We start from the raw sequence: 14,680 nt of genomic DNA on the forward strand, positions 1-14,680 counted from the left end.
CACGGAATTGTGTAAACAAAGATTTGCACTCCGGATGGGCTTTGTTTTAGCTATGGCTAATCGACACATAATCACTTAAGTTTGTAAAAAAACAATAAGACAAGATGGGGCTTCCAGTGCAAGACAATCAGATGAGTATCGCAGATACATTGGGCTTAGGTTTTATGACCTTCGCATTCTTTTTAGGGGCAGGTAACCTAATTTTTCCACCGTTCGCGGGAATGTTAGCGGGCGGTAATATGCCCCTCGCCATGTTGGGTTTTTTGATTACCGCCGTAGGTTTACCTTTAGTTGGACTGATTGCTGTCGCTAAGGCTCAAGGTAAGGTTATGGCTATGCTGCCAGTATTTGCAGCAACGACATTGGCTATCGCGATTTATATCATTATCGGCCCTGCATTTGCTGCGCCGCGTACCGGTTTAGTGGCTTACGAGATTGGCGCTAAGCCCTTTATCGATGACACCACGGCCACATTTTTACTGGGCAGTTTAGAACTGAACCTGTCGCAACTGCTATACACCATGTGTTTCTTCACTGTCACTATGTTATTGGCGCTTTTCCCTGGCAAGCTGCTCGATAGCGTAGGTAAAGTATTAACGCCTATTTTATTGATCTTGTTAGTTGGATTGGCTGCATCTGTGATGTTTTTACCCGCATCCGAAGTGGGCCAAGCCGTAGGCGATTATCAAAACCATCCGCTGACCAAAGGTATTTTGGAAGGCTACAACACTATGGATACGTTAGCGTCCTTGATGTTTGGTATGCTGATTATCGATATCCTGCGCAAAAAGGGGATTGATCAACCCAGTGCTCAAACTAAATATCTGATCCGCGCCGCCTTTATTGCTGCCGCTGGTTTAGCCTTTGTGTATGTGTCGCTGTTCTTTTTAGGTGCGACCGCAGGCGATATCGCTATCGGTGCTAAAAATGGCGGCGAGATCTTAACGAACTATGTGACCCGTGAATTTGGTGATTTAGGCTCTGTCTTACTGTCATCGGTCGTGACCTTAGCTTGTTTAACCACTGCGGTAGGCCTTGTAAGTGCATGTTCTGAGTTCTTTAATGAGCTGATGCCTAAACTGTCTTACCGTTTCCTGGTGATCTTTTTAAGCTTGATATGCGCTGTGATTGCGAACGTGGGCCTTACGCAGCTTATCGCCATCAGTATTCCTGTGTTGATGACAATTTATCCTGTGGCAATCGCTTTAGTAGTCATCACTTTCTTGACCGCTTATTTTGCGAATCCGCAGTTTGCACACCGTGCAGTACTGAGTGTGGCACTGTTTTTCGGTATCTTCGATGGTCTTAAAGTGGCGGCGAGCAGTTTGACTGGCGCTGATGGTCAAGCGGTGAATGGCTTAGCGCAGGGCTTTATCCATGTCGTAGATGTGATGTCTCCCGTGTTATCTAAGCTGCCACTCTATGAAGAAGGCATGGCTTGGTTACTGCCAACGATTGCAACCATAGTACTGTGTTTAGTGTTTGGTCGTGGTCGTGATCAAACGGCTGCTGCTGCTTAAGCCTTGTACTCGCGTTTTTACGCGGGACTCAGTTAAGCTGATGTAGGCTTAAATCTAGTTAAGTTAATATCAACGGCGTATCATTTGATGACGCCGTTTTTTTATGGAGTTTTTGTGCCTAAGACATACCAGCCCGATCCGCTCATTGATATTTTTCTTGATGATCTTTGGTCGAGCAAGGGACTGAGTGACAACACTTTATCGGCCTATCGCACCGATTTGCGCCATTTTGATCGTTATCAAGCTCAGCAAGGGGTAACGCTGCTCGCGGTTTCTCAGGCGGATGTCAGGGCGTACTTAGCCTTTAGAGTTGAGCAGGATTTTGCGCGCACCAGTAGCGCTCGGCTGCTCAGTAGTTTACGGCGTTTCTATACCTATTTAGTGCAGACCAAGCAGATTTCAGCCGATCCTATGGCCCTAGTGGAGTCGCCTAAATTAACCCGCCATTTACCCGATTCATTGAGTGAATCACAGGTCGATCGCTTGTTGTCTGAACCCAATGTGGAAGATGCCGTCGAATGTCGCGACAAAGCCATGCTAGAGCTGTTGTATGCGACAGGCTTGAGGGTGAGCGAGCTCGTTGGCTTGACGATGGAGCAGATGAGCCTGCGCCAAGGCTTAGTGCGCATTGTGGGTAAGGGCGGCAAAGAGCGTCTCGTGCCACTGGGTGAATTAGCGATTACCGAGGTCGAGAGCTACATGAAGTTTGCGCGGCAAGAGTTGCTCGGCAATAAACAGTCCGATGTGGTGTTTCCGTCAAAACGCGGGCAGATGATGACGCGGCAAACCTTTTGGCATCGGATTAAGTTGTATGCCCTGCGTGCAGGGATTGAAACCGCATTATCACCGCACACATTGCGCCATGCTTTTGCTACCCATTTGCTGAATCACGGTGCCGATCTGCGGGTGGTGCAATTGCTGTTAGGCCATAGCGACCTGTCGACCACGCAGATTTATACCCATGTGGCGCGGGCAAGGTTGCAGGAATTGCATCAACAGCATCATCCAAGAGGCTGAAAAAGGATTTAGTTACAGCATAAATTTGCTTTCCGCGCGGCTTGTCTGTAACTTTTTGCCACCATACGGGGTCTATTAAGTATATCGCGTTTGAACGACCTCAAAATCTCCTCGTCGAGACCCAATTTATAGGATGTCCCATGAAGTTAACCCGAGCATTATCTTTAATTTTTGCCCTTGTTGTAGCTCCTCTTGCTCACGCCGCAACAGCGACCTCGCCAGATACCGCTGCTATTAAGCAAAAACTGACTGAGATGTTGGATGTTGAAGTCATTTCTATGCAGGATTCGCCGATTGAGGGTTTGTATCAAGCCATGACCAACCGCGGCGTGCTCTATATTAGTCGTGATGGTTCAAAACTGTTCCACGGCAGTTTGTATGACCTAGATAAAGGCATGAAAAACTTAACGGAAGCGGCATTAGCTGGCCCACGTTTAGAAATGATGAAGCCGCTTGAAGACAATATGTTGGTTTACAAAGCCAAAAATGAAAAACACGTGGTCACTGTATTTACCGACGTCAGCTGTGGTTATTGCCGTAAATTGCACAGCCAAATGGCCGATTACAACAAGCTTGGCATTACCGTACGTTACTTAGCCTTCCCGCGTGCGGGCGTGCCGTCAGCCAATGCCGACGAAATGCAAGCCATCTGGTGTGCTAAAGATCCATTAAAAGCCATGACAGACGCTAAAGCGGGCAGCAAAGTTGCCGCAGCAACATGCGATGCTAAAATTGCCGAGCAATATGCTTTAGGCACCACATTTGGTGTGAATGGTACGCCTGCAATCGTGTTAGAAGATGGCAATATGATCCCAGGTTATCAACCCCCTGCGGACTTATTAAGCACCTTAGAAGCGCGTCAGTAACAGTCAAAATAGTAAAATTTATCCCACTAAAGGTGAGCTTAAGGCTCACCTTTTTGTTATCTTATCGCCACGATTTCATGAGAGTTTGAGTCCCTTGATCCATAAGATAGTCCGTCGCCCAACCGTTGATGATAGCCATTTACCCGCTCATCTTTCGCCGCTATTGAAGCAGCTTTACGCTCGCCGCGGTGCGCTCACCCACGAATGCGAACTTGTCCTTAAGGGTCTATTAAGACCTGAAACCATGAAAGGCTTACCCGAAGCTGCGGCGCTAATTGCCGATGCCATGCTGGCGAATAAGTCGATTCTGATCGTCGGTGATTTTGATGCCGATGGCGCGACCTCAACCAGCGTATGTATGTTGGCGCTACGGATGATGGGCGCGGTGAAAGTGGATTATTTGATCCCCAATCGCTTCGATTACGGCTACGGTTTAAGCCCTGAAATTGTTGCGGTTGCGGCGTCTAAACAGGCTGAAATGCTGATCACTGTCGATAACGGTATTTCATCGATTGATGGCGTTGCTGCGGCCAAAGCCTTTGGTATGCAAGTGGTGATTACCGACCATCATTTACCCGGCCATGAGTTACCTGCTGCCGATGCGATAGTGAATCCGAATCAACCCGATTGCCCCTTTGCGAGTAAATCGATTGCCGGTGTCGGTGTCGCCTTTTATTTGATGACAGCATTAAGGGCTGAACTGCGAACGCGAAACTGGTATCAAACGCGCGGTATTGCTGAGCCTAATCTCGGCACGCTGCTCGATATCGTAGCCCTTGGCACCGTTGCCGATGTGGTATCGCTGGATGCCAATAATCGCATTTTAGTCGAAGCGGGTTTGCAGCGCGTGCGAGCGGGCCGCTGCCGTGTGGGGATTACCGCACTGCTTGAAGTGGCGAAGCGAAATCCTGCGCGCATTGTTGCATCTGATTTTGGTTTTGCCGTGGGTCCGAGGCTTAATGCCGCAGGCCGGCTCGATGAAATGGCGCTAGGGGTCGAAACCTTACTCTGTGAAGACATGATGTACGCGCGGCGTATGGCGGCCGAGCTCGATGGGTTAAACCAAGAGCGTCGTGAGCTGGAAGTCGGCATGCAGCAGGAAGCCTTAAAAAGCCTTGAGCACTTAAAGCTCAACGAAGACGAGTTACCTTGGGGTATCGCGCTATTTCAAGAAGATTGGCACCAAGGCGTCATTGGTATTCTGGCCTCGCGCATTAAAGACAAATACCACAGACCCGTGATCGCCTTTGCCGATGCCGGCAATGGTCAAATTAAAGGCTCGGCGCGTTCAATCAAAGGCTTGCACATGCGCGACTTGCTGGAGCTGGTCAACACGCGCCACCCAGGACTGATTATCAAATTTGGCGGCCATGCGATGGCGGCGGGCTTATCACTCAAAGCTGGCAGTTTTGCTACGTTTGCCAAAGCCTATGATGATGCGGTGCGCGAACTGCTCAAACCTGAACTGCTAACTGGCGAGCTGTGGTCCGATGGTGAACTCACTCCCACGGAACTGAATCTTGAGATGGCCCAGTTACTGCGCAATGCCGGGCCTTGGGGACAAGCCTTTGAAGAGCCACTGTTTGATGGCTATTTTACGATAGTGCAGCAACGCCTCGTCGGCGAGCGCCATCTTAAGCTTGTACTCGAAACCCAGTGCGGCACTGTGATGCTCGATGCGATTGCTTTTAATGTGGATTTGCACACTTGGCCAGATGCGACCATTCGCCATGCCCGTATTGTTTATAAGCTTGATGTGAATGAGTATCGCGGTAATTTCTCGCTGCAACTCATGGTTGAGCAGATCGAAGCTATGTAGTTGCTGTAATGGATAACGTGGTTATAGCCTAGGTATTGAATGCCAAATGCTGCACTTAATTGGGGATAAAAAGGGAGTTGAGTCATGCCGACATATAGTGTGAGTTGTGATCAAGCGGAAATGGATTTTGAGGTTATTCATGGTTTTATCAGTAATAGCTATTGGGCTCAGGGCATGCCAAAGGCATTGTTGCGTAAAGCGTTAGCCAATAGCCTGTGTTTTGCTGTGCTTGATAGTGAAGCTAAACAAGTGGCCTTTGGCCGCTTAATCACAGATAAAGCCACCTTTGCTTACCTTGCCGATGTGTTTGTACTTGAGTCGCACCGTGGCTTAGGCTTAAGTAAGTTGATGATGACATCAATTATGGAACATCCTGATTTACAGAGATTAAGGCGCATAATGCTCGCTACCCGCGATGCCCATGGACTCTACGCCCAGTTTGGTTTCAACGCAGTCGATACGCCTGAAACCTTAATGCAAATTCGGCTTGAGAACCCCTACCTTTAGGCTAGATTTTATTGAAGTAAACTCTAAAAATATCAAGATAAGGACATCTGTTATGACAGGAAAAACTCAGCCAACGACAGTAGCCGATAGCGTAAAAGTGAAAGGCCCCGCATCTTATTTCCCTTCTATCGAGAAAACCTATGGTCAGCCGATCGCCCACTGGCTAACGCTTTTGCAAGGTCTCGAAGGCAAAAAGCATATGGAAATGGTGGCTTGGCTTAAGAGTGAGCATCAACTCGGTCATGGGCATGCCAATGCGCTGGTGGCGTATTTTATTAACGAAAAAAGTCGATAGCGGTACCTAACATGACACAATTACAATATGCCTATCTTGCCAGTTTTTCTGTTTCGTCTGCCTTTCTTAATTGGTTACTTGATGGGCAAGTGCTTTGGGTGAGACTACTTTGCTTAATCTTGTTGTTTTCAACCTTCGTATTTGCCAGTTTATTCCATAGTTTAAAGCGTTCGATAAACTCACAAGACTCGAAATAAATTCTCTTAAAAACAAGAAGCCAGCTTGCGCTGGCTTCTTAGCTTATGCGGTTAATGTTTAAAGATTAAGCCGCTTTTATATCTGTGGTTTTCGTTTCGGCGGTTTCTTCATCGCTGTGGCGAATGAGGTAATCAAATGCACCCAGTGATGCGGTCGCGCCGCTGCCCATGGCAATTATAATTTGCTTAAACGGCGTGTCAGTGACATCGCCTGCCGCAAATACTCCAGGGATGGATGTTTGACCGCGGGCATCGACAATGATTTCCCCACGTGGCGTCAGTTCAACCACACCTTTTAGCCACTCGGTATTCGGCACTAGCCCAATCTGTACGAAGATACCTGCAAGTGCGACATGGTGACTCTCGCCCGTTGCTCTGTCTGTGTAGTTCAGGCCATTAACCCGAGTACCATCGCCAGTCACTTCTGTGGTCATGGCTTGGGTAATAATTTTGATGTTACCCATAGACGCTGCTTTACGTTGCAGCACATCGTCGGCGCGTAGGGTTTTATCAAACTCTAGCACAGTGACATGTTCTACTATGTTGGCGAGATCGATAGCTGCTTCGATACCTGAGTTACCGCCGCCAATTACCGCCACACGTTTGCCTTTAAATAACGGGCCATCGCAATGTGGGCAGTAAGCAACGCCTTTGCCGCGGTATTCTTTTTCGCCGGGGACGTTCATTTCCCGCCAGCGCGCCCCTGTGGCTAACAATACGGTACGGCTGCGTAATTTAGCGCCACTTGCCAGTTCAAGCTCTAATAAGCCATCTGTTGATAACGACACTGCCTTTTGGTTGTCCATGATGTCGACTTCGTAGTCTCGTACATGGGCTTCAAGGTTTGCCACTAGCTTTGGACCTTCGGTCGCTTTGACCGAAATAAAGTTCTCGATACCAACAGTTTCAGCCACTTGTCCGCCAAACTTATCGGCAACAATACCGGTGCGAAGTCCTTTACGTGCCGCATAAATGGCTGCCGCTGCGCCCGCTGGGCCGCCGCCTACCACTAAGACTTCGAATGGCGCTTTTTCATTAATTTCATCGGCCTTGCGGCTTGCGGCATTGGTGTCCAGTTTATTGAGGATCTCGCCAATGCTGATACGACCGGCTGCAAACACTTCGCCATTTAAGTAGACAGAAGGCACGGCCATAATGTTACGGTTCGCCACTTCGTCTTGGAACAGGGCGCCGTCGATCATCACGTTGGTGATATTCGGGTTAATCGCCGCCATCATGTTCAGTGCCTGTACTACGTCTGGGCAGTTTTGGCAGGTCAGTGAGACGTAAGTTTCAAAGGCATATTTGCCCGGCAGATTGCGGATCTGCTCGATAATGTCATCGCTGAGTTTGATTGGGTGCCCACCCGTGTGCAGTAAGGCCAACACAAGTGAGGTAAATTCGTGACCCATAGGCAGACCAGCAAAGCTGATTTGCGTATTAAGTTGTGGGTTTATCACTGTCATCGCCGGGGTGCGTTCGCCCTGAGTTTCTTTCAGGCTCACCAGAGAAGATAGGCTGACAATGTCTTGCGCTAAGCTTTTTAATTCTTGAGACTTTTTGCTCTCATCTGCAGACACGACAAGTTCAACTGGTCTCTTGAGGTTTTGCAGATAGGTTTGCAGTTGATTTTTTAAATTCGCATCTAACATGTGATGACTCCAAAATCGCTTAAAAGGGAGAGATAAGGGGGCCAGTCTAGGCCCTTGCAGGGGCGGGCTTAATCCTTTGCTGCGTGGCGCTACAACTGTGTTGGCTGTAACGCCAATCAGCTTGGGACGCTAGACTGGCGGGGTTGACGCTTTGGGCTAAATTAGATTTTGCCAACTAGGTCTAAAGACGGTGCTAATGTGTCGTCACCTGGTTGCCATTTAGCAGGGCAAACTTCGCCATCGTGAGTCGCAACATATTGAGCTGCTTGAATTTTACGAACTAGCTCTTGAGCGCTACGGCCGATGCCTAAATCGTGAACTTCGCTGACCTTGATTTGGCCTTCTGGGTTAATCACGAAAGTACCACGCAGTGCTAAACCGTCTTCTTCAATCATCACGCCGAAGTTACGGCTGATGGTGCCTGTAGGGTCAGCCAGCATTGGGAAGTTGATCTTCTTGATGGTGTCTGACGTGTCATGCCACGCTTTGTGAGTGAAATGAGTGTCAGTTGATACCGAGTAAACTTCAACGCCCATGCCTTTCAGCTGCTCGTAGTAATCAGCCATGTCGCCTAATTCAGTTGGGCAAACAAAGGTGAAGTCAGCAGGGTAGAAGAATACAACTGACCATTTACCTAACAGGTCTTGTTCCGTTACTGGAACGAACTCACCATTGTGATACGCAGTGGCTTTGAATGGTTTGATTGTGCTGTTGATAATTGATTGAGTCATTTTATGCTTCCATTTAGTTGATGATTGCTTAAGTTCATAACGAGGACATTTGCTTGCGTCCTGTCGATGTGAAGCATATTACCGACTCGCTTAAAATTAAGATAACGGATAAAAACTATCATCCTAATCGATTAAATCGAATGCTAATGCGATTCGGTCGGACTCAATCGGTTTTTCCACAGCTGCTGCGGACTTGGTGTGATTGGGGTTGGATCTGGATTGTATGCGATGACTTTTCAGTGGATAGGTTGAGCTAAATCTCAGGTATAAAAAAGGGATATCAATGATATCCCTTAAATATAAATTCAATTAAAACAAGGCCGCGTTGCGAATGCCGAGGTGTTCGGCAAGCTAGCCGTGATTACTTAACCTGAACTCGGGATAACGAGTGTCGAAAAATCTAAATTTAACAAAACTAAATCAATGCTATAAATGATTAGTTTGAAAAGAAAAATCTATTTCCTGACTGAATGCGCAGATTTTTGCGCATATCAAGGCGCTCTATCGTACGCCATAGCGAGCTATGGTTAGACAGAGCAACGCAGAGAGGCCCGAAAAGATGCCTATTCAGCGGCTCTGCTTATCCCGAGCTCAGGTTACTTAGCTTTAGGTTGAGTTAACCAAGTGCTGAGCAAACGCACGCCGTAACCTGTGGCGCCCGCAGGAACAACGGCGGTATCGGTGGCGGTTAAGGCATTACCCGCGATATCGAGATGTGCCCAAGGCTGTTCGCCCGCAAAGCGTTTTAAGAACATGGCCGCAGAGGAAGCGCCTGCGCTGCCTTCTTTTCCGGTGTTTTTCAGATCCGCGATAGTGGATTTAAGCTCATCATCGTAGGCTTGATCTAAGGGTAGACGCCACACTTTCTCGCCAACCTGTTGTCCCGCATAGGTTAACTGCTGAACCAAGGTTTCTGAGTCGGTAAACAATCCCGCATACACGCTACCAAGTGCGCCGACTTTGGAGCCCGTTAAGGTCGCGACATCGACTATGATGGAAGGCTTATAGTTTTCTCTGGCATACCAGAGGCCATCGGCCAGCACTAAGCGACCTTCTGCATCGGTATTGAGCACTTCAACGGTGAGCCCTTGGGCAGTTTTAATCACGTCCCCTGGGATCATCGCGTGGCCAGAGATCATGTTCTCCGCCATCGGCATAATCGCGACTACGTTGACTGGCGCCTTTTGGAGTGCCATGGCTTTGATGGTGCCAAGCACAGTGGCTGCGCCCGCCATGTCTGACTTCATCCGTGCGATAGAAGTGCCCGTCGCCTTAATGTTGTAACCGCCAGAGTCGAAGGTGATACCTTTACCGACCAGTGCGATTGGCGCATCTTTGCTGCCCGGCCAATGGGCGACCACTAACTTAGGTGGGCGTTCGCTGCCTTTACCTACTGCCGCCAAGGCGCCCAGTTGTAGGCGTTCGATATCTTTGGCTTCTAATACTGTGACTTTAACGCCGAGGGATTTTAGTTTTCTCGCCTCATTGGCAAAGCTGTCGGGATACATAATGCCCGCGGGCGCATTGGTGAGATCGCGTGCTAAAAACACGCCAGCTTCAACCGCTTGCAGGTTTTTATGGTGTTTCTGGTTGCCACTTAAATCATCGACGGCGATTTGGTAGTTCTTCTCGGCATGGGTACTCGCCTTGAACTGAGTGTAGCGATAACTGCGCAGTTCAATACCGTGGGCCAGCTCTGAGGCAAATAACGGCGCGGCCGTTAAACCTTGGGTGAGTACGCGTACTGTAGCTTGGGGAACCGTATCGAGTTTGGCAGCAACATTACCGCCGATTGTATTAATGTCGCCGGGTGTTAAAGTTTTAGCATCGCCAATACCGACCAATAAAACTCGCTTAGCATCGATTTCGCTCGGTACTAAAATCTCAAGGATTTCACCTTGCTTACCAGAAAAGCTGTTATCTGCCGTCGCTAGGTTTAATTGGTCTTGGGTCGACTGAGGTAAATAGTCGATCCCATAGGTAGTAGCATCAGCGCTTTGGAATAGCACTAATGTATCTGAATTCAGTGAGCTACGAGTGTCAAAACTAAAAATCTCGGCGTTAGCATTGAGAGAGTTAAGGCACGCCAGAGCCATAACGCTTAACATAAATTTGTGCTTATTTTTCATGGTGACAGCTCATATCATGGGAGTGTGAGAAGAATATCAAAGCTCAGCCTTAGGGTTAACTAATTTAAGCTATTTTGCTGATATTAATATTAAATCCAAGGCCCAAAGCGTGTCAGTGATCGCTCAAGGGCAAAATCCAATTGTTGCGACAAAGTTTGAGCCTGACTTTTCAGGGCTGAGGTGCCTAAAAGTTGTGGCGATTGGCTGGCAAATATCACCCAATTACCGCCACCAGTGAGGCAAGCATTCACATGGGCAAAGTGCTGTTGTAAGTCAGCCAACAACTCGCGATTTTGGCTATGTTCTTTCCAGCAGTTCAGCACTAAATACCCATTGGGTTTGATAAGGTTAGTGCATTGCTCAAGGAATACTGGTGAAAGCTGTCCCGTTTCAACGCCTTTGGCTGTGTAGATATCGGCAAAAATTACATCGACTTTTTTATGATCGCCTGCGGCCAAAAAGGCGATGGCATCATCATTGATAAGATTGAGCTTTTTACCTATCGGCAGCTGAAAATAGCGCTTAGCTAACTCAATCACCGCGGGGCGTAATTCCACTGCCGTTAACTTTATTGCCGCGTCGAAATTACGTAGAGAGTGAATAATCGAGCCGCCACCTAAGCCTAAGACTATGGCGCTCTTTGGCTTACAAAACAGTAAAACCAACAACATGGCTTGCACATAAGTGTGCTGGGGAATATGGGGTGCCGCCTTGAGGATTTTACTCTGCTCGTCGTTGTCCCCAAAGGACAGGATCCGTGAGTCGTCGTAATCGATTACGCGGATTGGGCCTAGTGCGTCTTGGGTTTCATGTAAGAGGGTAGAATCGGCCATATTGGGTTTATTACTCGGTTTCGCTGCTTGGCTCGCTTGCACAGGCTATAACTGCTCGCGCAAAAAAGTTAGAATTCAGACAGTTTTAGTTAATTGAGCCGCTATTATGACAAATCAAATCCTGCTTGCCTGTATTTATCTTGCAGTGTTTCTCTTTTTACAGCGCGCCTTAACCCATTGGGTGAGAAAACTGGCGCAAATGAAGCAAGTGAGTGTGGCGCGGACCAGTTTAGTCACTCGTTTTATCTCTTATGTGATGTTTTTTATTACTCTGTCATTGATGGCGGTCTCGCTCGGGCTGGGCTATCAGGATGTGTCGCTATTTGTGTCATCCGCCTTCGCTGTGATGGGTGTAGCATTAGTGGCTCAGTGGTCGATATTGAGTAACTTAACTGCAGGCGTGCTGATCTTTTTCGTGTTTCCTTATCGTATCGGCGAGCGCATTCGAGTCGTGGATAAGGATGAAGATATTAGCGGTGTGATTATCGAAATCGCGTTATTCCATGTGCTAATCCACCGCGATAACGGCGATACCATTACTTATCCCAATAACTTAATGCTGCAAAAGGCAGTGTTAAAGCTCGCCGATCAGACTCCCTTAGCCGAACGTCAGGCTTTACTCGAAGGCAAGAAGAAGTTTGATCCTGAGTAGTTTGGCTAGCTGCGCAGTGCTACATTGATTATCAAACTGTTGTGAGTGATTGCCGGGGCTCTTAATCCTATTATCTTCTCATTATGTTTGCTTGCTTACTGAGTGTTTACTAACAAATACAGGGGGTTTTATTACATGCCACGCTGTTTTTTTACCTCATACTGTGCTTGAACGCACGGTTTAGTTATTCACTCTGCTTAGACTTCGCCCTTTTGTTTTTAAGGGAGAATTCAATGAAATCTAAACTTCTAGCTGTGACTATCGCGGCGGTGTTAACGACTCAATTAACGGCCTGTATGGGGCAAATGGGTTTAAGCCAAATGGTGACTAAGGGAAATTTAAGTGCAGTGGATAACCGTTATGGTCGTGCTGGGCTGTTTATTCTATTGAGCCCGATTTATGGCATTGCGGCTACAGGCGATTTGTTTATCGTGAATACTATCGAGTTTTGGACGGGTAAAAATCCCATTACCGATAAATCTCCTGCTGTGGTAGATATGCCCGTCGATGCTATTTTCAAGCTTAACCCCCATGTAAGTGATGAGCTAAAGTCAGCCCCTGTAAAACTCACACAGGCACAAATTACCTATCCTGATGAACAAACCGTCGCTATGACCTTAGCCTATGAAGACGGCAGCACTCAGTTATTAGCGGGCCGTAAATCCGGTGATGATGTAGATTTTTTTCTTGATAATATTTTTATTACCCGTGTTAGCAATCAAGAATTAGTTGCCTATAGCGAAAGTCGTTTGCTGGATGCTGAGGTAAACCCTGCAGCATAAGGCGATTAGCTGAAGCCCAATTTGTTATTGGGTATCAAAATTAGCGAATTTATTCCAGCCCCTCAATAGGGGCTTTATTCTCCATAGGCCGATGTAAGACCGTATTTAGCCATTTAACCAATACTAATTCGATAGCGCTTGAGTACCAGATTCTCAACAACCCAATACAGGCCAGATAGGGATAGCAACAAGGTCAGTATGCCCAGCAGCCAGCTAAAGGGGTTGTTGAAGCTGCCTTGATTGAGGTAATCCATAAAGTGCAATTTAAACATCAAGTCGGCGATGTCTGTGTGATCATTTTTATGGCCAACTAATTCGCCATTAATCGCATTGATGTAAATCCGCGTCGACAGGTCATCATCCATACCTATTTGCCACAGTGAATTGCACTGGGTTGGCCATTCGCTAATGGGGACTGAGATTTGCTTAACTTGGGTAATTTTTCCTGGCCCGGCATAACTTTCAAGCGCCAGTTGTTGGGCGCTTTGTTTATCAATAAGTAAAACATTGCCAGTATAAGCATCAATCAAGGTTTGCTGTTGGCACTGGTGTGCATAGCGCTGCACCTTGGCATCGAGTACATAAACGGGCTTACCCGCGAGCGCCACTAATGTCAGGCTTTCTACTTGAGTATGCTTAGCCAGCAAGGGAGCGATATCCACAAGCTTTTGTGGCTCAAACGCTTGCCTTTGTGGCTTAGGATGATGGCTCTGTTGGTACTCCATTCCCTTGAGTTCATCATGGGGCGTTAAATTGAAATAGACCCCAGTAACAAGCCAAAGTAGCAGTTGAATGCTAACTATGGCACCGAGCCAATAGTGAGCGATTTTGACCCAACGTTTGAAGCGTTTACTTTGAGGCTTAGGCTTAAGTTTAAGATTCGGCATCATCTCAGATACCTCCTTCTGCGCTGCCAAAGTAAAACGAAGCCAGCTAATACAGCCACAATAGAGACTAGAGCCGAACTCAGCAGTAGAAGATTGTCGATGGCTTCACCTTCGTCGTAATCCATAATGTGCCATTTCCAAAAGAGATCGAACAAACGCCAATAGTCATGTCTGCGCGTGACTAACTCTCCCGTTGTCGCTGATAGGTAAAGGCTTGTAGCAGCGCTATCGTTAAAATCCATTCTCCAAACTGGCAAGTATCGCGGCGCTAATTCTGCAGGGGCGATATCGGTGAGCAGGGTTGCACTAACAAGCTTAGCCTCGACGGCTAAAGACCCGTGATGCTGATAGTTTGAAGCTATCATTCGGGCTTGTTTCTCCGTTATTGAAGGCAATAACTCACCCGAATCTGCGTTCACGAGAATGGATTTATCACTCAGTTTAATCCGGTAGTAGAGGGTATCTGTGACTGAGGTTAACGTGATTGCTTGAGCCTTGGGGAAACGTTCATAAACCGCTGCCATTGAGTAATGGAGCTGGCTGGGATCGATATGCTGGATGTCTTGCACTTTAATATGATCGCCACGGATAAACCCAAGATCCATTAAGACGAAATAGCTGCCGGTAACTGACCAGATCCCAATCGGCAGTACCAGCAATAGCATCAACCATCTGTGCAGAAAGTGCGCCGATGAGACTCGTTTAAGTGTGTTAACCCGCTTCAAGTTGATGACTCACCTTTTATTTTGAGAACTAATTTAGCCAGCTTGCTTAAGGGGGGCTGCCCCCTTAA

General features: G+C 47.5%; 14 protein-coding genes. 8 read left to right on the forward strand and 6 right to left on the reverse strand.

The window, feature by feature from the left end; all coding sequences use genetic code 11:
• Nucleotides 1-104 precede the first annotated feature (104 nt).
• The 6 genes from brnQ (at nt 105) to Q4Q49_RS04365 (ending at nt 6,024) form a co-directional block, all read left to right on the forward strand.
• Nucleotides 105-1,520 carry a branched-chain amino acid transport system II carrier protein gene (gene brnQ, locus Q4Q49_RS04340; RefSeq protein WP_311998713.1) on the forward strand — a complete coding sequence of 472 codons (1,416 nt, stop codon included), beginning with the start codon at nt 105-107 and terminating at the stop codon, nt 1,518-1,520.
• A gap of 114 nt (nt 1,521-1,634) precedes the next feature.
• Nucleotides 1,635-2,537 (forward strand): site-specific tyrosine recombinase XerD, encoded by a 903-nt coding sequence (gene xerD / locus Q4Q49_RS04345; RefSeq protein WP_311998714.1) that lies wholly within the window; start codon nt 1,635-1,637, stop codon nt 2,535-2,537.
• Between the two features lie 140 nt (nt 2,538-2,677).
• Nucleotides 2,678-3,403, forward strand: a complete 726-nt coding sequence (dsbC, locus tag Q4Q49_RS04350) for a bifunctional protein-disulfide isomerase/oxidoreductase DsbC (RefSeq protein WP_311998715.1) — start codon at nt 2,678-2,680, stop codon at nt 3,401-3,403.
• Between the two features lie 94 nt (nt 3,404-3,497).
• Complete coding sequence (gene recJ / locus Q4Q49_RS04355; RefSeq protein ID WP_311998716.1) at nt 3,498-5,222, forward strand: single-stranded-DNA-specific exonuclease RecJ; 1,725 nt, start codon at nt 3,498-3,500, stop codon at nt 5,220-5,222.
• 84 nt (nt 5,223-5,306) lie between these two features.
• Nucleotides 5,307-5,729 (forward strand): GNAT family N-acetyltransferase, encoded by a 423-nt coding sequence (locus Q4Q49_RS04360; RefSeq protein WP_311998717.1) that lies wholly within the window; start codon nt 5,307-5,309, stop codon nt 5,727-5,729.
• 52 nt (nt 5,730-5,781) lie between these two features.
• On the forward strand, nt 5,782-6,024 hold the full coding sequence (locus Q4Q49_RS04365; RefSeq protein ID WP_126492665.1) for a DUF4287 domain-containing protein: 243 nt from the start codon (nt 5,782-5,784) through the stop codon (nt 6,022-6,024).
• A gap of 262 nt (nt 6,025-6,286) precedes the next feature.
• On the opposite strand, the gene ahpF is transcribed toward Q4Q49_RS04365, so the two are convergent.
• From ahpF to Q4Q49_RS04385, 4 genes are all read right to left on the reverse strand, one after another.
• Entirely contained in the window at nt 6,287-7,873 is a 1,587-nt protein-coding gene (ahpF, locus tag Q4Q49_RS04370; RefSeq protein ID WP_311998718.1) for an alkyl hydroperoxide reductase subunit F, read from the reverse strand.
• Nucleotides 7,874-8,034: 161 nt separating this feature from the next.
• Nucleotides 8,035-8,604, reverse strand: coding sequence for an alkyl hydroperoxide reductase subunit C (ahpC, locus tag Q4Q49_RS04375; RefSeq protein WP_006080359.1), 570 nt, complete (start codon nt 8,602-8,604; stop codon nt 8,035-8,037).
• Nucleotides 8,605-9,200: 596 nt separating this feature from the next.
• Nucleotides 9,201-10,733 (reverse strand): leucyl aminopeptidase, encoded by a 1,533-nt coding sequence (locus Q4Q49_RS04380; protein ID WP_220777448.1) that lies wholly within the window; start codon nt 10,731-10,733, stop codon nt 9,201-9,203.
• An 89-nt stretch (nt 10,734-10,822) separates the two neighbouring features.
• Nucleotides 10,823-11,566 carry a spermidine synthase gene (locus Q4Q49_RS04385; protein WP_107950309.1) on the reverse strand — a complete coding sequence of 248 codons (744 nt, stop codon included), beginning with the start codon at nt 11,564-11,566 and terminating at the stop codon, nt 10,823-10,825.
• Between the two features lie 106 nt (nt 11,567-11,672).
• On the opposite strand from Q4Q49_RS04385, the gene Q4Q49_RS04390 reads away from it, so the two are divergent.
• Complete coding sequence (locus Q4Q49_RS04390; protein WP_006080363.1) at nt 11,673-12,218, forward strand: mechanosensitive ion channel family protein; 546 nt, start codon at nt 11,673-11,675, stop codon at nt 12,216-12,218.
• A 233-nt stretch (nt 12,219-12,451) separates the two neighbouring features.
• On the forward strand, nt 12,452-13,000 hold the full coding sequence (locus Q4Q49_RS04395; RefSeq protein ID WP_261272210.1) for a DUF3332 domain-containing protein: 549 nt from the start codon (nt 12,452-12,454) through the stop codon (nt 12,998-13,000).
• Nucleotides 13,001-13,113: 113 nt separating this feature from the next.
• Here Q4Q49_RS04395 and Q4Q49_RS04400 read toward each other — a convergent pair whose 3' ends face one another.
• A complete protein-coding gene (locus Q4Q49_RS04400; protein ID WP_311998719.1) occupies nt 13,114-13,890 on the reverse strand; it encodes a PepSY domain-containing protein in 777 nt (258 codons plus the stop codon).
• Nucleotides 13,887-14,552: a peptidase gene (locus Q4Q49_RS04405; RefSeq protein ID WP_311998732.1), complete on the reverse strand. Its 666-nt coding sequence runs from the start codon at nt 14,550-14,552 to the stop codon at nt 13,887-13,889. The genes Q4Q49_RS04400 and Q4Q49_RS04405 overlap by 4 nt, the downstream gene beginning before the upstream one ends.
• Nucleotides 14,553-14,680 lie beyond the last annotated feature (128 nt).

This window comes from Shewanella sp. SP1S1-7, assembly GCF_031932105.1.
GTDB classification, from domain to species: domain Bacteria; phylum Pseudomonadota; class Gammaproteobacteria; order Enterobacterales; family Shewanellaceae; genus Shewanella; species Shewanella baltica.